At 73.4% G+C, this 22,196-nt stretch carries 20 protein-coding genes; 12 read left to right on the top strand and 8 right to left on the bottom strand.

Annotated features, from left to right (window positions below):
• The first annotated feature begins 41 nt into the window (after positions 1-41).
• From ACSBPG_RS29740 to ACSBPG_RS29725, 4 genes are all read left to right on the top strand, one after another.
• Positions 42-731 carry a response regulator gene (locus tag ACSBPG_RS29740; protein ID WP_435540877.1) on the top strand — a complete coding sequence of 230 codons (690 nt, stop codon included), beginning with the start codon at positions 42-44 and terminating at the stop codon, positions 729-731.
• A 2-nt stretch (positions 732-733) separates the two neighbouring features.
• Positions 734-2,056 (top strand): ATP-binding protein, encoded by a 1,323-nt coding sequence (locus ACSBPG_RS29735; RefSeq protein ID WP_435540876.1) that lies wholly within the window; start codon positions 734-736, stop codon positions 2,054-2,056.
• Entirely contained in the window at positions 2,053-3,309 is a 1,257-nt protein-coding gene (locus ACSBPG_RS29730; RefSeq protein ID WP_435540875.1) for a hypothetical protein, read from the top strand. Before ACSBPG_RS29735 ends, ACSBPG_RS29730 begins: the two co-directional genes overlap by 4 nt.
• 166 nt (positions 3,310-3,475) lie before the next feature.
• Entirely contained in the window at positions 3,476-3,691 is a 216-nt protein-coding gene (locus tag ACSBPG_RS29725) for a hypothetical protein (protein WP_435540874.1), read from the top strand.
• Positions 3,692-3,937: 246 nt separating this feature from the next.
• Here the strand turns inward: ACSBPG_RS29725 and ACSBPG_RS29720 are convergent, their stop codons facing one another.
• Positions 3,938-4,894: a LysR family transcriptional regulator gene (locus ACSBPG_RS29720; protein ID WP_435540873.1), complete on the bottom strand. Its 957-nt coding sequence runs from the start codon at positions 4,892-4,894 to the stop codon at positions 3,938-3,940.
• Positions 4,895-5,063: 169 nt separating this feature from the next.
• Here ACSBPG_RS29720 and nadE point away from each other — a divergent pair, with 169 nt between their 5' ends.
• From nadE to ACSBPG_RS29705, 3 genes are all read left to right on the top strand, one after another.
• A complete protein-coding gene (nadE, locus tag ACSBPG_RS29715) occupies positions 5,064-6,563 on the top strand; it encodes an NAD(+) synthase (RefSeq protein WP_435540872.1) in 1,500 nt (499 codons plus the stop codon).
• A 131-nt stretch (positions 6,564-6,694) separates the two neighbouring features.
• A complete protein-coding gene (locus ACSBPG_RS29710) occupies positions 6,695-8,725 on the top strand; it encodes a SpoIIE family protein phosphatase (protein WP_435540871.1) in 2,031 nt (676 codons plus the stop codon).
• Positions 8,726-8,917: 192 nt separating this feature from the next.
• Entirely contained in the window at positions 8,918-9,625 is a 708-nt protein-coding gene (locus ACSBPG_RS29705) for a response regulator transcription factor (protein WP_435540870.1), read from the top strand.
• A gap of 18 nt (positions 9,626-9,643) precedes the next feature.
• Here ACSBPG_RS29705 and ACSBPG_RS29700 read toward each other — a convergent pair whose 3' ends face one another.
• The 4 genes from ACSBPG_RS29700 to ACSBPG_RS29685 form a co-directional block, all read right to left on the bottom strand.
• The gene (locus tag ACSBPG_RS29700; protein ID WP_435540869.1) at positions 9,644-10,681 is read right to left on the bottom strand and encodes a sensor histidine kinase; all 1,038 of its coding nucleotides are present in this window, start codon (positions 10,679-10,681) and stop codon (positions 9,644-9,646) included.
• Positions 10,678-11,112 (bottom strand): DUF1987 domain-containing protein, encoded by a 435-nt coding sequence (locus tag ACSBPG_RS29695; RefSeq protein WP_435540868.1) that lies wholly within the window; start codon positions 11,110-11,112, stop codon positions 10,678-10,680. Before ACSBPG_RS29695 ends, ACSBPG_RS29700 begins: the two co-directional genes overlap by 4 nt.
• 7 nt (positions 11,113-11,119) lie before the next feature.
• The gene (locus ACSBPG_RS29690) at positions 11,120-11,668 is read right to left on the bottom strand and encodes a SiaB family protein kinase (RefSeq protein WP_435540867.1); all 549 of its coding nucleotides are present in this window, start codon (positions 11,666-11,668) and stop codon (positions 11,120-11,122) included.
• Between the two features lie 143 nt (positions 11,669-11,811).
• Positions 11,812-13,557, bottom strand: coding sequence for an ATP-binding response regulator (locus ACSBPG_RS29685; RefSeq protein WP_435540866.1), 1,746 nt, complete (start codon positions 13,555-13,557; stop codon positions 11,812-11,814).
• A gap of 285 nt (positions 13,558-13,842) precedes the next feature.
• Here ACSBPG_RS29685 and ACSBPG_RS29680 point away from each other — a divergent pair, with 285 nt between their 5' ends.
• From ACSBPG_RS29680 to ACSBPG_RS29670, 3 genes are read left to right on the top strand one after another with little or no spacing between them, the layout of a single operon-like run.
• On the top strand, positions 13,843-14,481 hold the full coding sequence (locus tag ACSBPG_RS29680; RefSeq protein WP_435540865.1) for a hypothetical protein: 639 nt from the start codon (positions 13,843-13,845) through the stop codon (positions 14,479-14,481).
• Positions 14,482-14,491: 10 nt separating this feature from the next.
• Entirely contained in the window at positions 14,492-15,058 is a 567-nt protein-coding gene (locus ACSBPG_RS29675; protein WP_435540864.1) for a hypothetical protein, read from the top strand.
• Positions 15,055-15,675, top strand: coding sequence for a hypothetical protein (locus ACSBPG_RS29670; protein WP_435540863.1), 621 nt, complete (start codon positions 15,055-15,057; stop codon positions 15,673-15,675). The genes ACSBPG_RS29675 and ACSBPG_RS29670 overlap by 4 nt, the downstream gene beginning before the upstream one ends.
• On the opposite strand, the gene ACSBPG_RS29665 is transcribed toward ACSBPG_RS29670, so the two are convergent.
• Positions 15,656-15,913, bottom strand: coding sequence for a DUF1289 domain-containing protein (locus ACSBPG_RS29665; RefSeq protein ID WP_435540862.1), 258 nt, complete (start codon positions 15,911-15,913; stop codon positions 15,656-15,658). The genes ACSBPG_RS29670 and ACSBPG_RS29665 overlap by 20 nt on opposite strands.
• Before the next feature lie 20 nt (positions 15,914-15,933).
• Positions 15,934-17,115: a DUF2325 domain-containing protein gene (locus ACSBPG_RS29660; RefSeq protein WP_435540861.1), complete on the bottom strand. Its 1,182-nt coding sequence runs from the start codon at positions 17,113-17,115 to the stop codon at positions 15,934-15,936.
• Between the two features lie 159 nt (positions 17,116-17,274).
• Here ACSBPG_RS29660 and ACSBPG_RS29655 point away from each other — a divergent pair, with 159 nt between their 5' ends.
• Both ACSBPG_RS29655 and ACSBPG_RS29650 read left to right on the top strand, forming a co-directional pair.
• Entirely contained in the window at positions 17,275-19,839 is a 2,565-nt protein-coding gene (locus ACSBPG_RS29655; RefSeq protein ID WP_435540860.1) for a S8 family serine peptidase, read from the top strand.
• 109 nt (positions 19,840-19,948) lie between these two features.
• Positions 19,949-21,529 carry a S10 family peptidase gene (locus tag ACSBPG_RS29650; protein WP_435540859.1) on the top strand — a complete coding sequence of 527 codons (1,581 nt, stop codon included), beginning with the start codon at positions 19,949-19,951 and terminating at the stop codon, positions 21,527-21,529.
• Between the two features lie 95 nt (positions 21,530-21,624).
• On the opposite strand, the gene ACSBPG_RS29645 is transcribed toward ACSBPG_RS29650, so the two are convergent.
• Positions 21,625-22,196, bottom strand: a 572-nt coding sequence (locus ACSBPG_RS29645) for a flagellin (RefSeq protein ID WP_435540858.1), incomplete at its 5' end; no start/stop codon positions are given.

Below are 22,196 nucleotides of genomic sequence, written 5' to 3'. Positions count from 1 at the left end.
TTCTTTGTTGACAACGGTACGGTGCCGGTGATGTTTGAGGCATGACCAAGGTATTGCTCGTCGACGACGACGTCGAACTCACCGCCATGCTCGCGGAGTATCTGGTGCAGGAGCAGTTCGACGCCGACGCGGTTCACAACGGCGAGGACGGCGTCGCCGCGGCGCTGAGCGGGGCGTATGACATCGTGGTGCTGGACGTGATGATGCCGCGCTTCAGCGGCATCGAGGCGCTGCGCCGCATCCGCCAAGCCAGTCGGGTGCCGATCCTGATGCTGACGGCGCGCGGCGACAACGTCGACCGCATCACCGGACTCGATCTCGGTGCCGACGACTACGTGCCGAAGCCCTGCACGCCGGGCGAGCTGGTGGCTCGTCTGCGCGCCATCCTGCGCCGCACGCAGCCCGAGACGGCATCGTTGTCGGCCAACGTCGCCGTGCAGGCGGGGCCGCTGGTGCTGTGGCCGGGCAGCCGCGCCGCTACCCTGGACGGCCTTCCGCTGGAGCTGACGGGCACCGAGTTCAACCTGCTGATGACCTTGGCCCGCAGCGCCGGCCGGCTGGTCAGCAAGCAGGAGTTGTCGCAGCGGGCGCTCGGCCACCCGCTGACACCGTTCGACCGGCGCATCGACGTGCACATCAGCAGCATCCGGCAGAAGCTGGGCCCGCGCGGCGACGGTCGGTCGTGGATCCAGACGGTGCGCGGCATGGGCTATCAACTTGTGCTGGAGTAGCCATGGGCCGGCTGTTCTGGAAGCTGTTCCTGTCCTTCTGGCTGGCGATGACACTGTCCCTCACCGCCGGCATATCCTATCTGGAGGTTTCGGGGCACCCCGACGCCGCGACCTCCCGCGAGCGCGGGTGGGCCGGCCTCATGTTGCGGACGGCCGAGCAGGTGCTGGCGACGACCGGCGTCGGCCCCGCGGCCGCACTGATTGCCGAGTGGAGCGGTGATCCCGTCGCCCCGCGCATCGCCCTGCTGGGCAAGCGGGGGCAGCTCCTCGCCGGCGAGGAGCTGCCGGACGCCGCCACGCGGCGCACGGTGGCGGCGGCGGACGGCCAGTTCTACACGCTGCTCAGCCGCGTGGCCGCCATCGACCGGCCGCCGCCGCCGCCCACCCTCGCGGTGCCGATCGTCTCCGGCGCCGTCATCTCCTTGCTGTTCAGCAGCTTCCTCGCCTGGTACCTGTCGCGGCCGCTGCACCATCTGCGCTGGGCCCTCCATTCGGTGGCGCTGGGCAACTTCGCGACGCGCGTCGGCCCGCGTATGGGCACGCGGCGCGACGAAATCGTCGATCTCGGGCGCGACGTCGACCGCATGGCCGACCGGCTGCAGCGCCTCGTCGAGACGCGCCAGCGCCTGCTTCACGACCTCTCGCACGAGTTGCGCTCGCCGCTGACCCGGATGCAAGCGGCCATCGGTCTGCTGCGCCAGACCCCTGCCAGGGCCCCCGACATGCTGGAGCGCATCGAGCGGGAGGCGGAGCGGCTGGACGGCATGGTTGGCGAACTGCTGACGCTGGCCCGCCTGGAGGTCGGCGGCGGCGTGATCGTTCGGGAACGCGTCGACCTGATCGAACTCCTCGGCGCCATCGTCGAGGACGCCGCGTTCGAGGCGCAGGCGTGCGGCCGTTCCGTGCGAATGGCGTCGCAGGGGCGGTTCGTCGCCACGGTGGCTGGCGAGGTGTTGTGCCGTGCCTTCGAGAACATCATCCGCAACGCCGTGAAGTTCACCGCGCCGGAGACGGCGGTCGAGGTCACCGCGACCGTCGGTCCGGAGCAACGCTGGCTGCGGGTCGAGGTGGAGGACCATGGTCCCGGCGTGCCAGTCGACATGCTCGACCGCATCTTCGAACCGTTCCTCCGGTTGGAGTCGGCCCGGCCGGAGTCGACGTCGTCGAGCGCCGGCTTCGGCCTCGGCCTGGCGATCGCGCGGCGGGCCATCGAGTCCCATGGCGGTGCCGTCGTCGCCGCGCTGGCGCACCACGGAGGCCTGCGCGTGACTATCACGCTGCCGGCCCAGCGCGACCGTTCCGCGGTCCAGGCCGACGCGGCATGAGGCGCCGTCACGCCCTCGCCCTGCTGGCTGCCGCCGCGGTCGTCGCCTCCCGTGGCGCCGCGCCGGCGGCAGCGGCGGATGCGGCCGAGGGGCTCGCGGCAACGGCGTGCGCGGCGCTGGTCCGGCGCGTGGATGTGCACCCGGGACGCGGTCCGATCCTCCTGCGCAGCTACGACGCCGACGTCGGGGAGGGGCCGCCGGCCGAGCCGGCGCTGGCCAACGCCGCCTTCGCCTACGACAACGCGCTCGCCGCCATCGCCCTGGTCGCCTGCGGCGACACCGCCCGCGCCCGGCGCATCGGCGAGGCGCTGCTGGCCGCCGCCACGGACGACCGCAGCGGCGCGGCCGGGCGCCTGCGCAACGCCTACCGGGCGGGGCCGCTGACGGAGCGGCCGGTTCCGCCCATGGGCTGGTGGGACGCGGCGGCGAACCGCTGGCTGGAGGACCCCTACCAGGTCGGCAGCGCCACCGGCAACGTCGCCTGGGCCGGCCTGGCCCTGCTGACCCTGCACGAGGCGACCGGCGAGGCACGCTGGCGCGACGGCGCGGCATGGCTGGCCGGCTGGGCGGTCGAGCGCACGCGCGATCCGCGGGGGCCGGGCGGCTTCGCCGGCGGCGTCCAGGGCTTCGACGACGCGCCCCGGCCGCTCGCCTGGAAGTCGACCGAGCACAACACCGACCTCGCCGCCCTGTTCGACTGGCTGGGCCGCACCGGGAGTGCCGCGCCGTGGGACGGCCCGGAGCGCGAGGCGCGCGCCTTCCTGGACGCCATGTGGAGCGCCGGCGATGGGCATTTCCCGATCGGCACGACGCCGGACGGCGTGACCGTCAACCGCGACCTGTCGGGGCTCGACGCCCAGCTCTGGCCGCTGCTGCTGCGCGACGCGCCCGGCCGCTGGCGGGCGGCGCTGGACCACGCCGAGCGCGCCCACGGCGTGGCCGGCGGGTTCGACTTCAACGACGACCGCGACGGGCTGTGGGTCGAAGGCACCGCCCAGGCGGCGCTGGTGTATCGCGCGCTCGGCCGTCCCGCCGCGGCGGCGCGGCTGCTCGACGGGCTGGCCGGCGAGGTCAGCCCCGGCGGCTATCTCTGGGCGACCCGTGAGCCGCGCATCACCACCGGCCTGGCGATCGGGCCGGACAGCGCGACCGACGACTTCCACTATTACCGCAGCCCGCACCTGGGGGCGACGGCGTGGGCCGCCCTGGCGGGGCTGGGCTGGAACCCGTTCACCGGCCGGCGCCTGCCGTAACGGCGGCGGGCCACAGGGCGCGACCCGATAGACAAGGTTTTCCTTGCCATATCGGAGAATGCATTTTGCTATCGCTTGCCATAGAGGGCCGTTACATTTTGCGGAACTGACGAACATCCCGCGCCGCCCCGGGCCGCTGGGAGATCCGCAAGGAGGAACGGTTCCGATGACAGACCTGCAGCGCCCCGCCGATCGCGCGACGGCTTTCAGCAACGCCCGCGCCCTCTGCTACGACATCGATTCCGAGAAGCTCTATCCGGCCTTCGACGCGGCGATGGACATGGCCTGCCGGCTCAACGACGTGCTCGCCGCCGTCCGCTCCTCGGGCGGCGCCGGATCGCCGGCCACCGAACGGCACGACGCCCGCGGCCTGGCGCGCTGACGCCCGCCCGGCCTCCCGGCCGGACATCGGACCCGACCGAACATCACCGACCCGGGAACGACGAAGGGCCGCCCCGGGGGGCGGCCCTTCCATTGCCTGCTGCGGTCCGTCCGGACCGCCGCGCGTCCTCGTCAGACGGCACCGGTCCCGGCGGTGGCGGGGATCCTGGTGGCGGTGGCGGACGACCGCAGCTCGGTGCAATGAGACACAGGATCACCTCCTTTCTGTTGTTGACGGACTGGTTGACTATGTAGGAGCGGCCGCCCGATCCGCAAGGGGGGCGGCCGCCAGCCGGTCCTCGATGATGGCGCGCCCCTTCTCCACCAGGAAATCGCGCAGGTTCGCCTGGACCGGCAGCAGCGGCAGGGTGCGGCGGTGGGCGACGTACCAGGAGCGCATCAGCGGCAGCCCCTCGACGGCCAGCTCGGCCACCAGGCCGCAGGCCAGCTCCAGGCCGATGGTGTGGCGCGAGATCAGGGCGACGCCCAGGCCGGCCATCACCGCCTGCTTGATCGTCTCGTTGCTGCTCGACGTCATGGCGATGGCGGGGGCGACGTCGCCGCCCTGGAACAGGCGCTCCATCAGCGCCCGTGTGCCCGACCCCTCCTCGCGCACGATGAAGCGTTCGCCGGCGAGCGCCGCCAGCGGCAGGGCGCGCTGCCGCGCCAGCGGGTTGGACGGGGCGGCGATGATCACCGAGGGGTGCGGGGCGAAGGGGTGGGCGGCGAGCTCGGCGTCCTCGGGCGGGCGGCCCATGATGGCGAGGTCGATCTCGCCGCCGGTCAGCGCCTCGAGGATGCGGCGCCGGTTGCCGTCCTTCAGGGTGACGGTGACGGCGGGATGCTCCGCCTGGAAGCGGCTCAGCAGGTGCGGCGCCAGATAGGTGGCGGTGGTCACCAGGCCGATCGTCACGTGGCCGTGGCTCAGGCCCTTCAGCGCCGCCATGCGCTGGTCCGCCGCCTCCAGCGATTCCAGCACCACCTCCGCGCAGGCCAGCAGCTCGCGCCCGGCGTCGGTCAGCACCACCCGCCGGCCGACCCGTTCGAACAGGGCGAAGCCGCTCAGCCCCTCGATCTGCCGGATCTGGAAGGAGATCGCCGCCGGCGTCAGGCCGAGGCGGTCGGCGACGCGGGCGAAGGACAGGGTGCGCGCCGCTTCCACGAAGATCTGGAGCTGACGGACGGTGGCGTGGCGCAGACTCATCGTTCAGGGATCCCTCGGCATACGGCGCCGGAACCTGTGGCATCCCTCAGGGTGGTGCGGAGCGGGCCGGGTGGCAAGCGTCCTCGGGCGCCGCGCCGGGGTGCAGGGGCGTGCCGTTTTTCCCGCCACGCCGTTGATCGGTGGGACGAACAACAGGAGGCGGACGGCCATGACCCTTCGGGAGAGCATCCTCGACCTCAGCCGGCAGGGCCGGCTCGGCCCCCTGTCGCCGTGGCTGGAGCAGCGGTTCGCCGACCAGATCGCGCGCGGACTGTTCCTGGCGGAGGCCGACCTCGCCACGGTCGGCGAGCGGCTGGTCGGCGACCTGACCGACTACCGGCAGCAGGCCGGGGTGGGGACGGCGGTGCTCGGCATGTCGGGCGGGGTCGACAGCGCCCTGACGGCGGCCCTCCTGAAGCGGGCGGGATGGCGGGTGATCGGCTTCACCCTGCCCATCGAGCAGGCGCCCGAGGAGACCGAGCGCGGCGTCGAGGCCTGCCGGGCGCTGGAGATCGAGCACCACCACCTCGACCTTTCCGAGCAGTACCGCGGCCTCGTCGGCACCATCGGCGGCCTCGACCCCGACCTCGCCGCCAAGGACGCGACCTCCCTGCGCATCCGCCGCGGCAACCTGCGGGCGCGCCTGCGCATGGTCACCCTCTACGACCAGGCCCACCGCTACGGCGGCGTGGTCGCGAGCACGGACAACTTCTCCGAGCTGGGGGCGGGCTTCTGGACCCTGCACGGCGACGTCGGCGACCTCGCCCCGGTGCAGTCGCTGCTGAAATCGTGGGAGGTGCCGTGGATGGCCCGCGCCTACGGCGTCCCGGAACGCACCTGGCGGGCGACGCCCACCGACGGGCTGGGCATCAGCGCCGGCGACGAGGCGCAGCTCGGCGCCACCTACCTGGAATGGGACGTCATGGTCTTCGCCGTCATCGACGCCGTGTTCGCCGATCCCGCGGCGACCGCCGGCGACCTGGCGGGGCGCCTCGACCTGCTCGGCGACGAGCGGGCGCGGCTGGTCTTCGAGAACGTGATGAGCCGGCTGGGGCGGACCTGGTTCAAGCGGGTCAACCCGATCCGCCTCGACCACCCCGCCGCCGACCGCTTCGGCCCGCTGGAGGCCCTGGACGCCCGCCTGTTCCAGCCCGCCGTCCTGCGGCCGGACGAGGCGTACTTCCAGCTGCCGGCCGACGTCCACGCCCTCGCCACCGGGCTGGTGGAGGCCAGCAAGCGCTCCGGCGACCGGCTGGTGACGGCGGAATCCTGCACCGCCGGCCTGCTCGGCCAGGCGCTCGCCGCCGCGCCCGGCAGTTCGGAGGTGGTGTCGGGCGCCTTCGTCACCTACCGCAGCGCCATGAAGACCGACGCCCTCGGCGTCCCGGCGGAGCTGCTGCGCGCGCTGACCCCCTACCACGCCGAGGTCGCCCGCCGCATGGCGCAGGGCGCGCTGGAGCGGGCGCCGGACGCCTCCGTCGCCCTGGCGGTGACCGGCGTCGGCGGGCCGGACGCCCAGTGCGGCAAGCCTCCGGGCCTGGTCTATCTCGCCGTCCTGCGGCGCGGCGGCGAGCCGCGGGTGGAGGAGCACCGTTTCCCCGGCTCGCCCAAGGAGGTGCTGGCGGCGGCGCTGCGGGCCTCCCTGGCGTTGGCGCGGCGGGCGGTGTAGGCCCGGTCCGCCGGGCCGCCGCGGCGTGTGGCAATTCGGCGGCGGACCGCCGGCGCCGCCAATTGGCCGTGACCGCCCGTGCACCGACGGTGTAAGACGGACCCGTCGGTTCGGCACCGGGGGAGGGGAAGGTGGCGCGGTTTCGCCTGGGCGTGGCCCACCGGCTGTTCGTCGGCTTCGGCCTGCTGGTCGTGCTGACGGTGCTCGCGGTGAGCGTCGCGGTGTACGGCGCGGTGGAATTCCGCCGCGGCTTCGACCACATCGCCCTCACCCGTCTCGGCCACCTCGTCGCCTTCGCCCGGCTGGCGCAGCAGAGCCAGACCGTCGCCGCCAGCGCGCCGCGGCTGGTGGCCTCGACCGATTCGCTGGAGCTGGACCGCGAGGTCCAGCACACCCGCGACCTGTTCAGCCAGCTCGACGCCGACTTCGCCGACCTGCAGGCCTCCGGCGCGCCGCCCGAGGCGATCGAGCCGCTGGCCCGCTTCCGGCCGGCCATGGAGGAGGCCCTGACCGGCCTGGCCGGGCTGGTCGCCGAGCGGCACGCCGCCGATCGCGCCCTGAACGACGCCATCGCCACGTTGGGACGGACCGCCAAGGACCTGCGGCGGGTGCAGGAGCGCATCAGCGAGGTGCTGACCAGCCCCGCCGACGCCGACGACATCGACCGCGCGGTGGCCCGGCTCGACGCCCTGCGCGCCTTCACCAACATTCTGAACCAGGCCATCGACGGCATGCTGCCCGTCGGGGTCGTGCCGGTCGCGTCGGCGGTGACGCGGATCGAGGAGGAGACGCGCATCCAGCTGGGCGACGCCCGGGCGGCGCTCGACGAGCTGCCGCCGGTCTACGCGCACGGGCTGCGCGGCGTCGCCGACGCGGCCGCGGCGCTGGGGGAGGGGCCGGACAACGTGTTCGACCTGCGCCGCCGCCAGCTCGACATCGCCACCCGCACCCAGGGGCTGGTGGCCCACAACAACGTCCTGGCCGGACGCTTCGTCGCCACGGTGGCCGGCCGGTTCGCCGCCCTGCAGGCCGACATCGCCGCCGAGCGGCAGGATTTCGGGGCCTTCGTGCGGACCGCCTTCCACGGGCTGCTCGCCATCGGCGGTCTGGCGATCCTGGCGGCGATGCTGTTCGCGCTGTACGTGCGCGGCCATCTCGTCGCCCGGCTGCTCGGTCTGCAGCAGTGCATGACGGCCAACGCCCGCGGCGACGCGGTGCCGGTGCCGGTGGAGGGCGACGACGAGATCTCCGACATGGGGCGCGCCTTCCGCCACTTCGTCGACGCCGTCGCCCTGCGCGAGGCGGCGCTGGCCGCCAAGTCCGAGGCGCTGGAGGCGGCGCTCGCCTCGGTCGCCGAGGGCACCCGCTACGCCCGCCGCATCCAGCGCTCGCTGCTGCCGCCGGCGGACGCCCACGGCGGCCTGCTCGACGACGTGGCGGTGGTCTGGCAGCCCCTCGACGTGGTCGGCGGCGACTGCTACTGGATCGGCGAGGTCGACGGCCTGTGCGTGGTGGCGCTGATGGACTGCACCGGGCACGGGGTGCCGGGCGCCGTCATGACCGCCATCGCCTCCTCCTCCTTCACCCGCGTCCTCCAGGACCATCGGACCCGCGATCCCGCGGCGATCCTCGAGCGGATGGACGCCATGGTGCGGGCCGCCCTGCGCCAGGACGGCGCGGACGACGCCGACTCCTCCAACGACGGGCTCGACGCGGCCGTCTGCGTCATCGACCCGGCCGCCGGGCGGCTGTCCTTCGCCGGCGCCAACCTGCCGCTGCTCTACCACGCCGACGGCGAGGTCCATCTGGTCGCCGGGACGCGGGCCAGCCTCGGCTACCGCCGCGACCGGCGGGCCGGCGTGCGGTTCCGGCGCCACGATCTGGCGCTGCGCCCCGACCTGCGGGTCTATCTGTTCACCGACGGCGTCACCGACCACATCGGCGGCCCCAAACGCCTGCTGTTCGGCCGCCGCCGGCTCCAGGAGGTGCTGCGGTCGGCGGCCGGGCTCCCCATGGAGGCGGTGGCGGCCGAGGTGCTGGCGGCGCTCGACGCCTACCGCGGCGCCGAGCGGCGCCGCGACGACCTCACCTTCATCGGCTTCGTGCCGCAGGCGCCGGGCGCCCGGCGGCAGGGCGCGGACGCGCTCGCGGCGCCGGCATGACGCCGTCCGCGGGTTGCATCCTGCTTCACACCGCAAGCGAAGCGGCGGCGCGGCCCGCCCGCGGCGCGGCGATCGGCCCGTGTTCGAACGGTTACTGCCTTGCGTTGCCCGACATACGGATATATGAATGCCTCAGACGAATGGGTCATCTCCACTACAACAATCGATGCTTGTGGACCGATGTCAGCACCGATGATTGCCGTCGTCGAGGATGAGGCGTCGCTCCGGCGCGACCTTGTCGAGTACCTGCGTGGCTGCGGGTTCGAGGCCGTCGGCGCGAAGAACGGTCGTGAGCTGAACGACGTCCTGGCGTCCCGCCCGGTCCGCATCATTCTGCTCGACGTCAACCTGCCCGGCGAGGATGGGTTCAAGATCGCCGCGCGCCTGCGCGAGGAGCGCACCGTCGGGATCGTCATGGTGACCGCGCGCGGCTCGACCATCGACCGGGTGGTGGGGCTGGAGATCGGGGCCGACGCCTATCTCGTGAAGCCCCTGGAGATGCGCGAGGTGGAGGCGCAGATCAAGTCGCTGCTGCGCCGCCTCGACAGCGCGGCGGCGCCGGCGGCCTCGCCGGCCGAGGCGGCGCCGGGCGACGAGGCGCGCTGGTTGCTCGACGCCACGGACTGGACCCTGACCAGCCCCGGCGGGGTCGCCATCCAGCTCACCAGCACCGAGATGAAGCTGATGAGCCTGCTGGCCGAACAGGCCCGCCAGCCGGCCACCCGCGACCAGATCTCCATGGCCGTCCACAACCGCCGCTGGAATCCCGACGACCGTTCCATCGACACCGTGGTCGGCCGCCTGCGGCACAAGATGGAGACGGCGCTGGGCGACACCACGCCGCTGAAGTCGGTGCACGGTGTCGGCTACGTGTTCTCGGCGTCCGTCCGCGTGGCGTAAGCGGCGTTCCGAGCGGCGTCAGGGGCTCTCGTCGGGCGGCAGGGGGGCCCGGGCGGGGAAGCGCAGGGCGAACGTGGCGCCGTGGCCGGGATCGCTGGCCACCGTGATGGTGCCGCCCAGCGGCCCGGACACCAGGTTGTGGACGATGTGCAGGCCGAGGCCGCTGCCGCCCTCGCCACGCCGGGTGGTGAAGAAGGGCTCGAAGACGTGCGGCAGCACCTCCGGCGCGATGCCGCCGCCGTCGTCGGCGAACACCAGCTCGACCACGCCGGCGTCGTCGGCGGCGACACGGACCGTCATGGTGCCGGGCCGGCCGTCGCGGAAGGCGTGCTGCAGGGCGTTGATCACCAAGTTGGTGAGGATCTGCGAGATGGCGCCGGGATAGCTGTCGACCTCCAGCCCGGGCGGGCACTCCACCGCCACCGCGTGGTGGGTCTGCCGGAGTTCCGGCTGCAGGCTCGTCAGCACCTCCTGGACGTAGGCGCCGAGCTTGAAGCGGCGGCGCTCGGAGCTGGCGCGGTCGACGGCCACCTGCTTGAAGCTGTTGATCAGCGCCGCCGCGCGCTCGCAGTTGGCGAGGATCAGCGCCGTCGTGTCGCCGGCGGTCGCGAGATAGCGGCCGAAGTCGGCGCGCCCGAGCTGGCCTTGCGCCACCCTGTCCTTCAGCCGTTCGGTGGCGTCGGACAGATGGGACGCGCAGGAGACGGCGATGCCGACCGGCGTGTTGATCTCGTGCGCCACGCCGGCGACCAGGGCGCCCAGCGAGGCCAGGCGTTCGGAGCGAACGATGATGTCCTGCGCCTCGCGCAGATGGATCAGCGCCGTCTCCGCCTCGATGCGGCGGCGCTCCAGCTCCTCGTTGGCGGCGGCGAGCTGGGCCTGCAGGCGGTCGCTCACCCGCACCAGCCGGCGCTGGTCGCGGTAGGAGCGCTTGAAGGCGTCGATCAGCGCGCCGAGATCGTCCAAGCACTCCGGAGCCGCCGCCGCCAGCCGGTCCTTGAGCTGGTCGGCCCGGTCGATCACCTGTTCCTCGGCGTCGAACAGGTTGAAGTTCATGCCGCCCCGCCGTCTTGACCGCCGTCTTGACCGCCGTCTTCGCCGCCGCCCGTGCCGCGCTCGGCGACGGTGAAGGCGACGTGCTCGAGATCCTCGGAGAAGTCCTCGGCGAACTCCCGCATCGCGTCGTCGTCCTCGTCGCAGCGCCACAGCACGGCGACCGGCCGGCCGGCGGCGGCCGCCTCCTCCAAGGACTGGAAGATGTTCATCAGCGCCTTGGCGCTGGAGCTGTTGAAGTAGAGCAGCTCGACCTCGAAGCGGACCGGCGTGTCGGACGCGCCGAGCCAGTCGCGCAGCGCCGTCAGCACCGGCCCGAAGAACGAGGCCGAATCGTCGGGGTAGGATTCCCCGGACAGGCGCAGCACGCCGGTGGAAAAGTCGAAGTCGACCCGCGGCGTCCGGCGCGTGGCCTCGATGCGTAAGGATTCCATTGCGCTCTCAAATCCGGACTTTCAGACAGAAAAAGCTCTTCTCGTCGTCCAGCTCGGTGAAGTCGTATTCGATCGGCTCGCTGGCGCGGCGGACGATCTCGATCAGGCCGATGGTGGCGCCGCGGCTGCCCTCGTCGGGGGCCTCGCGCAGCTGCTCGCGGTAGTGGGCCTTGATCGCGTCCTTGTCCAGGTCCCTGAGGAAGTCCAGCCGCTTCCTCAGCGCCGGCACGTCGGCGTTGCGCAGCGTGTTGCCGCAGACGATGAAGAACGTCTTTTTCTCCATGCCGATGGTGGCCATGCCGGCGCTCAGCTCGACGCCGCCGCCACCGCCGACGATCTTCTCCGCGGAGTAGCGGATGATGTTCTGCATCTGCTCGACGAACACCGAGAAGACGCGGCGCACGGTCGGGCCGTCGGCGTCCTCCAGGGTCATCTTCTCGCGCAGCGCCTCACCCAGGGAAAAGAGGATCCCTTCGGAGAGGTAGCCGCTGAAGGAGAAGATGATCCCCTTGCTGTCGAGCTCCCGTTTGAAGGCGGCATACTCCTGGGCAAGCATGGTCGACCGTCCATTCGAGCCGTGTGGTGCCGCGCCGCTGCGCGACGGCGGCGGGAACGGGTCCGTTCCCATCGGGACTATCTCACCGTTCACCGGCGCGTTCCACGGTGAAGTCCCGGACTCCGGCGCCGTCCCGGACATGGTCACGCCTCCCCGGCGCAGGCCGGCAGCAGGACGCGGAAGGTCGTGCCGACGTCCACGGTGCTGGTCACCTCGACGCTGCCGCCGTGCAGCTCGACGATCTGCTTCACGGTGTGCAGCCCGATGCCGGTGCCGGCGATGCCGGCGGTGTTGCTGCCGCGGAAGAAGCGGGTGAAGACGTGGGGCAACTCGCTCGCGGGAATGCCGCAGCCGTGGTCGCGCACCTCGACGACGACGCCGTCGCCGTCGCGGTGGCCGCGGACCGCGACCCGCGGATCGCGGTCGGAGTATTTGACCGCGTTGCCGATCAGGTTGGCGAACGCGAGGTCCAGCAGATGGGCGTCGGCGACCACGGTCGGCGGCGGCTCGGCGAGGTCCAGCGCGAAGGCGTGGTCCGGGTGGGCCACCCGCTGGTGCTCGATCGTCGCCCGCAGCAGGGCGCCGAGGTCGACCGCCCGGCGGTCGAGGGTGAGCGAGCCGGACAGCAGGCGCTCGTCGGTCAGGTAGGTCTCGATGATGCCGGTGAGGCGGTGCACGCTGGTGCGCACCACGCACAGACGGTCCAGCATGTCGGGGGCGGCCTCGCGGGCCCGCAGCGCCAGCATCTGGGCGGCGCTGTCGATGACGGCCAGCGGCGTGCGGAACTCGTGCGACACCATGGCGACGAACTGGCGCTGTTGCTGGCGCGCCTCCATCTCGCGGGCCAGCGCCGTCTCGGCGCGCTCCTTGGCGGCGGCCAGCGCCGCCCGGCTGGCGGCGAGCTCGGCGGTGCGCTCCTCCACCCGCTGTTCCAGGGTGCGGTTGAGCGCCAGCAGGTCCTCGTGCAGGCAGGCCTGGTCGAAGCCGACGGCGATGCGCTCGCAGAACACCTGCAGCAGCCGGTGCTCGTCCTCGGAATAGGGCTCGGGCCGTTCCATCACGAACACGGTGGCGCCGTGCTCCAGGGTGCGGAACACCAGCACGCAGCGGTCGCTGCCGTAGAGGCTGGCGCCGCTGGCGAAGGCCGCGGCCACCGCGGCCGCGCCGTCGCCACCGAGCCCGGCGTCGGCCGGCTGGCCGACCAGGGCCGCGAAGCGGCCGGAGCCGGCGACCGCCACCGGCTGCCGGCCTTGCGGGCCGGCCCCCTCGCGGCAGGCCAGCACCGAACCGCCGTCGTGGGCGACGACGCGCGGCAGCTGGTCCACCATGCCCTCGACGATGAGGCGCATCGAGCGGGTGGCCAGCAGCGGCGCCGAGGCGTCGAGGATGCGCTGCAGTCCCTGCCGGTTGCGCTCGATGGCGACGATGTCGCGCCACGCCCGCAGCGCGCTGACCAGCGAGGTGAACAGCTTCTGCGCCGTCAGCTCGCTCTTGGCCTTGTAGTCGTTGATGTCGTAGGTGACGACCACGTCGCGCTCGGGGGCCTGGCCGGGCTGGCCGGTGCGCAGGATGATGCGCAGCCGGTGGTTGTTCAGCTCCTCGCGGATGTGGCGGACGAGCCGCAGGCCGGCGTCGTTGGTCTCCATGACCACGTCGAGGAGGACGACCGGGATGTCGGGGCGCGCCGCCAGGATCCGTCCCGCCTCGGCGGCGGACAGGGCGCTCACCACCGCGAAGGGGCGGCCGTCGAACGCGAAGTCGCGCAGCAGGACGCTGGTCATGGCGTGGACCTGCGGGTCGTCGTCGACCACCAGCACGGTCCACGGCTCCACCGACACGACCTCGTCGGCCTCGTCCTCCGGTCCGAACAGGGGATCGTCGAGCACCATGCACCGCAGCCCTTCATGCATCACCGCGAGGCGAGAAAATCATCGCCGCGTTCGTCCCGTCAAACGTCGATTTGCGACAAACCGTATCCGGCGGGAGCCGCCACCGGCCGCCGGCCGTCCGTTGTCGAATCCGCTCGGACTTTGTCACAACTTGGCACGGCCTGCTTCGAACTGTCGCCACTCCTTGCCAATGGTGGCTGCCCGCCCGCGCTGCACTGCCGTAAAGTCCGCTGCCGGGGCCGTGCACCTTTCCGTCTCAATCCGCGGCCACCGGCGAGGGTTCCCATGGACGCGCACCACGGCACGATCGACGCACGCTACGGCGCGGTGCGCTTCCTGCTCGGCCGCCTCGACCGCCACGTCACGCTGCAGCTGTTCGACCATTACGCCGACCGCCCCGGCGCCGACCGGACGGCGACCACCCATCTCGGCGACATCCTGCTCGAGGTGCTCAACGGCCGGCGGCGGTCGCACGCCCAACGCCTGTGGACCGGCTGGCTGGAGCCGGCGCTGCGGCGCGACGACGCGACGCTCGCGACGGACGGGCCGCCGCCGGACGCCATCCACGTCGTCGACGCCCGGGCCTGGTGGGCGGTCCTGGCGGCGCGCATGCCGGACGAGGCGCACCCGGCCCAGGAGTTCGTCGCCGCGCGGGCGCGCGTCGAGCCGCTCGACCGGGTCCTGGAGTCGGCCGACGCCGCCCGCTGGGCGCGCCGGCTGCTCCGGCGCTCGCTGGACGAGTTGCTGGCGGTGCGCGAGGATCCGGCGGCGTGCCGCGCCGCGCTGGCGGAGGCGAGCGCGGTGCGCCTGCGCCTCGCGGCCGGCCGGCCGGTCGGCCGCGGCGCCCTCGGCCGCGACGACCTCGACCGTCTCATCGCCCTGCTGCGGGATGCCGCGCGGCGGTGTCGCGGCGGCCCGACCTGAGGCGGCCGCGATGGTGCCGCTGGAGATCTTCGCCACCGGACTGCTGGTGACCAGCGCGGCGGTCCTCGGGCTGTCGCTGATCCAGACGACGGCGCGCGGCGCGGCGCTGGCCCGCCGCCGCCGCGCGCTCCGTCAGATCGTCGAGGCGCGCCGCGACGAGCTGGACGCCGTCGACCGCCGCATCGCCGCCGCCGAGCGCGTCGTCCAGGGCCGGCAGGCCGAATGCGGTGCGCTCGAGACCCGGCGCGTGCGGATCGACGCCGCGACCGGCGCCGCCATCGCCGAGAACGTCGAGCTGGTGCACGAGCTGGGCGCGCCGGGCCCCGGCGACGGGCTGTTCCGTTGCGAACTGCGCGCCGTGCCGGACCTCGCCCGGGTCGACCTCCGGCGCATCGTCTTCTCCCGCGCGATCTGGGAGCGCCGGAACGCCGCGCTGGTCTGGGCTCCCGGTCCGGAGGCGGCGATGGACGCGGTCCGCCGGGCCTTTCCGGAGGGCTGCGGCGTCCTGCCGGGCAGCCTGCACGCGGAGCCCGCCGGGGCCGCCGCCGCGCCGCCGTCCACCGGGGACGGCCGGTGACGGCGCTGCTCATGTACGCCGCCGTCCTGCTGCTGGGCGTCGCGGTGGTGGTCAACCGGCGCGGCGAGCGGCGGATGGCGGCGGTGCGGCGCGACATCGAGAACGACGAATGGGCTCTGCGCGACCTCGACCGCCGGCTTTCCGAGCGCCGCCGCCGCGCCGCCGCCGTCGACCAGGACCTGCGCGACGCCGAGGCGCGGCTGTCCGAGGCGGAGCGCGCCGTCGAGGCGGCCGAGCGGCGGCTCGCCGACGCCCGCCGCCGTCCCGTCGAACGCTGCTTCGTCTTCGACCGGCAGGAGCCGCGTCCCGGCCGGATCTGGGCGGTGCGCATCGCCCAGGCGGCGCGGGCCCCGGCCGGCCGGGAGGATCGGCGCCGCATCCCCTGGGCGGGGGTGCGGGTCTGGCTGGTGGTCGCCGACAGCCGCAAGGAGGCGATCGACCGTGCCGGGCTGCGCTTTCCGCGCAGCGGCGGCTACGAGATCGAGGATGCCGGCGTCTCGCCGCTGTTCCCCGGCGGGGAGGAGGCCGTCGCCCGTCCGGCGGCGGCGCCGCGGGCGCCGGCCACCGTCGGGCGGCGCGAGCGGGCGGCGGAGCGCGTCAGCCCTCCCGGCGGGTGAGGTGCGGCCCGGGCTCGGCGAGGCCGGCCCGCTTGCCGCGCAGCTTCAGCAGCTTCGCCTCCAGCTTGGCGATCTTGCGGTCCAGCGTGCAGCGGCGGTTGATCGCCGCCTTGGTTCCGTCGTCCATGCGTTTCCAGCTGCGCACCTCGGCGCGGCTGCGGCGGCAGCCGCGGCACAGGCCGACGGCGTCGAACGTGCAGACGCCGGTGCAGGGATTGCTGGTGTCGTGCTTGGCCATGGGGTCGTCCGGCGGTTCCGTCAGGAGAGGGGGCGCGGCTCGTCCAGAGAACCTAGGGCGCCGAGGGCCCGCGCAAAGGTCGAGGCGCCGGCGCTGCGCAGCGGCAGGAACGGCTTGCGCAGGCGGCGGCAGATGCCCTTGACCCGCAGGCAGGCGTCGTGGCTGACGCAGTCGATCGGACAGACCACCACGTCGGCCCGTTCCACCAGCCCTTCCAGGCACCGCGACGCCTGCTCGATGCCGCCGTCGTGGTGCAGCAGGCAGCCGTTGCGCGATTCGACGGCGGCGCGCAGATGCGGCATCAGGCCCGGCCGGCCGCCGACGTACAGGATGGCGCGGCCGTCCAGGTTGGACGGCGCCTCCTCGCGGGACCCGGTGTCCGGGTCGGCGGCCGCCAGCGCCGGGCGGAGCGCCGGCCCCGGCACCGCGTCGAACAGCCGGCGGAGCCGGTCGGCCTCGGCCTCGGCATGGCGGGCGCGGGCCCGTTCCGAGGCCACCCGCCGGCGCAGCGTCTCGACCTCGCGCTCCGTGCGCGCGGTCCGGCGCCCCACCGTCGCCGTCGCCGTCGCGCTGCGCGCCGTGGTGGCGCGGCGCCGCTCCGCCAGCGCCACCTCCAGCTGACGGATGCGCTCGTCCTTCTCCGCCAGCTTGTCCGCCGCCGCCCGTTCGCTGCGCAGCAGGCGGGCCTCCAGCTCGGCGCAGCGGCGCTCCGCCTCCTGGACCGTGCGCAGGCGCTGGCGGGTCTCGCCGCCCATCAGGTGCGACATCATGTGGACGTCGCCGTAGGCGCGCTGGCGCACCTCCTCGGGCACCGCCGCCAGGGTCATCACCGCCCACAGGGCGCCGGCGACGTTGCCCGCCGCCACCGCCTCCTCCCAGCGGGCCAGCAGGCCGGCCTCGGTGGTCTCGCGGGCGAAGCGGCGCACCGTGCCGCCGTGCTTCTCGTCCAGCAGCTTCTGCATCAGCTTCGCCGCCGGCCCGGCCTCGCCCGCCGCCTGCACGAAATGGCGGTGCACGTCGTAGGCGCGGGCGTCGGGGGCGACGCGCAGGTCCAGGCGCCGGCTCAGCTTCGTCATGTCGTCGTGGTTGAAGCAGGTGCCGACGATGGTGCAGTGGAAGCACTGGGGGATGAGCCAGAGTTGCAGCCGGTCGCGCCGGGCGATCAGGGTCTTCTTGGCGGGTTTCGCGCAGCGTTCGCACATGGTCGGCCCACTCCCGTTCACGTTTGCGGTCCTGGTCCTCACACCGATAATGCAAATCATTCGCAATATCAAGGGGCATGTTGGCTGGTGCCACTTTCGATTGACAGCCGGCCGTTAGCGATCGTGTCCTGTCGCCTGCAGATTGCATGAGGATCGGACATGGCGTATCTCCCGACGGACCCCCTGTTCGCCACGCAGTGGCACTTGCACAACACCGGCCAGCTCACCGGCGGCGATGCGACGGACGCCTACGACATCGGCGTCACCTCGGTGTGGCCGGAGTACACGGGCGCGGGAATCGTCGTCGCGATCCAGGACAGCGGGATCGACCCGACCCACCCCGACCTCGTCGCCAACTACCGGCCGGAGCTGTCGTGGAACGTGCTCGCCGGCAGCCACGACGCGGCGGCGGCGGACGGCGCGCACGGCACCAGCGTGGCCGGGCTGATCGCCGCGGCGGAGAACGGGACGGGCGGCGTCGGCGTCGCCTACGATTCGACCTTCTTCATGCTGTCCGACGAGACGGCGCGCTCGCCCGTGGCGTTCGTCGCCGTGGACCGGTACGCCGCCGCCGCCGCCAAGGTCCTGGAGGGCGGTGCCGACGTCTACAACAACAGTTGGGGCCCGATGTACGCCGCCTTCGACCAGCAGGCGACGCAGCAGCGCTGGTGGGACATCGGGCGGACCCTGGCGGCGGACGGCCGCGACGGGCTCGGCACCATCACCCTGTTCGCCGGCGGCAACGACCGCGGCGCCGGCCCCGACACCACCTTCAACACCAACTACGACGGGGCCAACGGGTCGCCCTGGGCGATCCAGATCGCCGCCGCCGACGACACCGGGCACCACGCGGTGTACAGCACGCCGGGGGCCAGCCTGCTGGTGGCGGGACCGAGCGCGGCGGCGCGCGGCTCGGTGGTGACCACCGACCTCGTGGGGAAGGCCGGCTACAGCGACGGCGACTACGCCGACGATTTCGGCGGCACCTCGGCGGCGGCGCCGATCTCGGCCGGCGTGGTGGCGCTCATGCTGGAGGCCAACCCCGGACTCGGCTACCGGGACGTCCAGGAGATCCTCGCCTACTCGGCCCGCCAGATCGACAGCGCCGACACGGCGAGCTGGGCGACCAACGGCGCCGTCGACTGGAACGGCGGCGGCCACCTGGTGAGCCACGACTACGGCTTCGGCGGCATCGACGCGCACGCCGCCGTCCGTCTCGCCGAGACCTGGACGCGGCAGAGCACGGTCGCCAACCTGGAGCAGGTCCAGGGCACGGTCCAGTCCGGCACCGCCGTGCTCGCTCCCGGCGGCACCCTGGAGGTGACGGCCACCTTCGCCCAGCCGCTGCGGGTGGAGCAGGTGCAGGTGCACGTGGCGCTGACCGACACCGACCTGCACGACCTGACGATCACCCTGGTGTCGCCCGACGGGACGCAGAGCGTGCTGGCCGACCGGGCGCCGGAGGTCAACATCGCCGGCGACCCGCTGCAGGCCGGCGCCCTCTCCAGCCTCGACTGGACCTTCAACAGCACCCGCCACTGGGGCGAGGACGTCGCCGGCACCTGGACCCTGCGCATCGCCAGCGCCGACGGGGCCACGGGCGCGTCCCTGGCCGGCTGGTCGATCAACGCCATGGGCGGTTCGGCCGGCGCCGACGGCACCTACGTCTTCACCGACGACTACGCCCGCCTGGCGGCGGCCGATCCGGCGCGCGCCACGCTGGTCGACACCGACGGCGTCAGCACCGTGAACGCCGCGGCCGTCACCGGCGACAGCGTGATCGACCTGACGGCCGGCGCCGTCGGCTCGATCGGCGGCGGCGCCTTCGCGGTGGGCGCCGGCACGACCGTCGGCACGGTCCACACCGGCGACGGCGCCGACACGCTGATCGGCGCGGAGCGCGGCGAGACCTTCAACGCCGGCCGCGGCGCCGACGGGCTGACCGGCAACGCCGGCGACGACCGCCTGTCGGGCTGGCAGGGAAGCGACGTGCTGTACGGCAACACCGGCGCCGACCAGCTCTACGGCAACGCCGACGCCGACACGCTGTTCGGCGGGCAGGACGCCGACACGCTGTTCGGCGGCCAGAACGACGACGCGCTGTTCGGCGGACTCGGCGACGATTCGCTGTTCGGCAACTGGGGAGACGACCGGCTCGACGGCGGGGCCGGCGCCGACACGCTGGACGGCGGCATGGGGGTCGACACGCTGCACGGCGGGACCGGCGCCGACCTTCTGGACGGCAGCTTCAACGACGATGACCTGTACGGCGAGGCCGGGGCCGACACGCTGCTGGGCGGCACCGGATGGGACGTGCTGGCGGGCGGCGGCGGCGCCGACCTTCTGGACGGCGGCCTCGGCGACGACACGCTCTACGGCGGCCTCGGCGACGACACGCTGAGCGGCGGCTTCGGCAACGACCTCCTGTATGGCGGCAGCGGCGGCGCCGACCTCTTCGCCTTCGCCAGCGGGAGCGGCGCCGACCGGGTCTGCGAGTTCGACGCCGCCGCCGACCGGCTGCAGATCGCCGCCGGCGTCAACGGCACCGGGCTGACCGACGCGGCGGCCCTGCTGGGCCGGGTGACCCTCAGCGAGGCCGGCAACGCGCTGATCGACCTCGGCGACACCGGCGAGCCGGCGATCGGCTACGTGATGAAGAACACGGTCGAGCTGGTCGGCGTCCGGCCGGAGGACCTGACGGCCGCCAGCTTCGTCGTCGCCTGAGGCGCGACGTTTCCGGCACCGCCGCGTTGGGTTTTCCGGAGGCGGGTTTCCCCGCGGGCGGGGATTGGCCACAATGCCCGCCCGACCCAGCCATCCCGCCGGAGGCCCCATGCCGCATCAGCCGATCCGCCGCCGACCGTCCGCCCTTCCGGTGGCGGCGCTCGCCCTCGCCCTGGCGACGGCGGCGCCGTACGGGCCGCGCGCCGAGGAGGCGCCCCCGGCCGACGCCCACCGCGGCGAGCAGACCGCCCGGGAGCCGGCGCCGCGCCCCGCCTTCGATCCGCAGCGCACGCTCACCCGCCACACCCTGTCGCTGCCGGACGGCGAGCTGGCCTACACGGCGGTCGCCGAATACCTGCCCCTCGGCGACGAGGGCAAGGACGCCCCCGCGGCGCGCATCTTCACCACGACCTACACGCTGGACGGCCCCGCCGGGGCCGCGTCGGCCGGAGCCGCCGGGCGGCCGGTGGCCTTCGTCTTCAACGGCGGGCCGGGGGCGGCCTCGGCCTACCTGCACATGGGGGCGCTCGGCCCCCGCATGGTGCGGTTCTCCGCCGACGGCCGCCTGACGCGGCCGCCGGCCCCGGTGGTCGACAACCCCGACACCTGGCTGCGCTTCACCGACCTGGTCTTCATCGACCCCGTCGGCACCGGCTTCAGCCGCCCTCACGGCGACGACGAGGGGGCGGCCAAGCGCTACTGGAACATCGACGCCGACGCCGAGAGCCTGGCCGAGGTGGTGCGGCTCTGGCTCGCCCGCAACGGCCGCTGGGGATCGCCCAAGGTCCTGGTGGGCGAGAGCTACGGCGGCTTCCGCATCGCCCGCATGGCCGGCGCCCTGTTCGACGGCCCGGGGATCGCCGTCAACGGGCTGATCATGATCTCGCCGGTGGTCGATTTCGGCACCATCGACGACGACGAGACCGACCTCCTGGGCTGGGCGCTGCATCTGCCGTCCTTCGCGGCCAGCGCCGCCGCGCTGGGCAAGGCGCCGGGCACGCCGGCCGAGGCGGCGGCCCGCGCCGAGACCTTCGCGCTCACCGACTACGTCGCCGGGCTGGCCGGGCTGGACTTCGCGCGGCTCGACCGGGCGGCGGCGCTGTTCCGGACGACCGCCGGCCTGATCGGCCTGCCGCCGGAGCTGGTGGAGCGGCGGCGCGGCATGGTGCCGATCGGCGTCTTCGCCCGCGAGATCGCCCGCGACCGCGGCCAGGTCGCCAGCATCTACGACGGCACCTTCCTCGGCCCGGATCCCGATCCCGCCTCGCCGCGGGTCGACGAGGACCCGTTCCTGACGGGGACGCTGCCGGTCTACGCCACCGCCTTCGCCGGCTACGTGCAGGACGAGCTGGATTTCCGCACCGACACCCCGTTCCGCCTGCTGAGCCGGGAGGTGTCGCGCGGCTGGGAATGGCCGCGCAACGACGCGCCGAGCGCGGCGGACGCGCTGCAGAGCGTGCTTGCCCTGACGCCGGGCCTGCGGGTGATGATGGCGCACGGGCTCACCGACCTGGTGACCCCCTACATGGCGTCGCGCTGGGTGGCGGCGCACCTGGAACTGCCGGAGGAGGCCCGCGACCGGGTGACGGTTCCCGTCTACCCCGGGGGCCACATGATGTACACCATCGCCGAGAGCCGCACCCGCCTCGCCGACGACGCGCGGGCGCTGATCGAGGCGGCGCTGCGCTGACCGGCCGCCGGCCGCCCGGCCGCGCGAACGGAAACGGGCGCTCCGCGGAGGGAGCGCCCGGTCCTTCGGTCGGTGCGTGGCCGCCCGGCGCCGGCTTAGAACAGCCGCAGGATCGACTGCTGCGACTGGTTGGCCAGCGACAGGGCGATGGTGCCGAGCTGCTGGCGGGTCTGCAGCATCAGCAGGCTGGCGCCTTCCTCGTTCTGGTCGGCCAGGGTCAGCTTGTTGGCGCCTTCCACCAGCACGTCGCTGAACTCCTTGGTGAAGCTCTCGCGGGTGGTGACGATGTTCAGGTTGGTGGACAGCGTCTGCGACGCCGAGCGCAGGTGCGCCTTGGCGTAGTCGATGCTCGCCACCGCCTTGTCGATGTCCTCGCGGTCCGACCAGTCGTTCAGGGCGTAGTCGAGGCGCAGGCCCTGGCCGTTGGTGGTCAGGTTCTGGCTGAGCACCGTGATCGAGTTGGTGTTGCGCTCGTTCAGCTGGACGGTCAGGTCGTTCGACGAGTTGGCGTCGGTCACCTGGACCGTCGTCAGGTTGGCCGCACAGCTCGCCGAGGCGGCCTGCATGATCGTCTTCTGCTCGACGTTCAGGCGCACCGTGCCGGTGTCGAACGCGAAGGCGTTCTCGCCGTCCGACAGCTTGCCGCTGCCGCGCGCCGCCGTGCCGT

Source organism: Azospirillum sp. ST 5-10, assembly GCF_051225715.1.
Taxonomy (GTDB): domain Bacteria; phylum Pseudomonadota; class Alphaproteobacteria; order Azospirillales; family Azospirillaceae; genus Azospirillum.
This window is presented reverse-complemented; position numbering and strand designations above follow the sequence as displayed.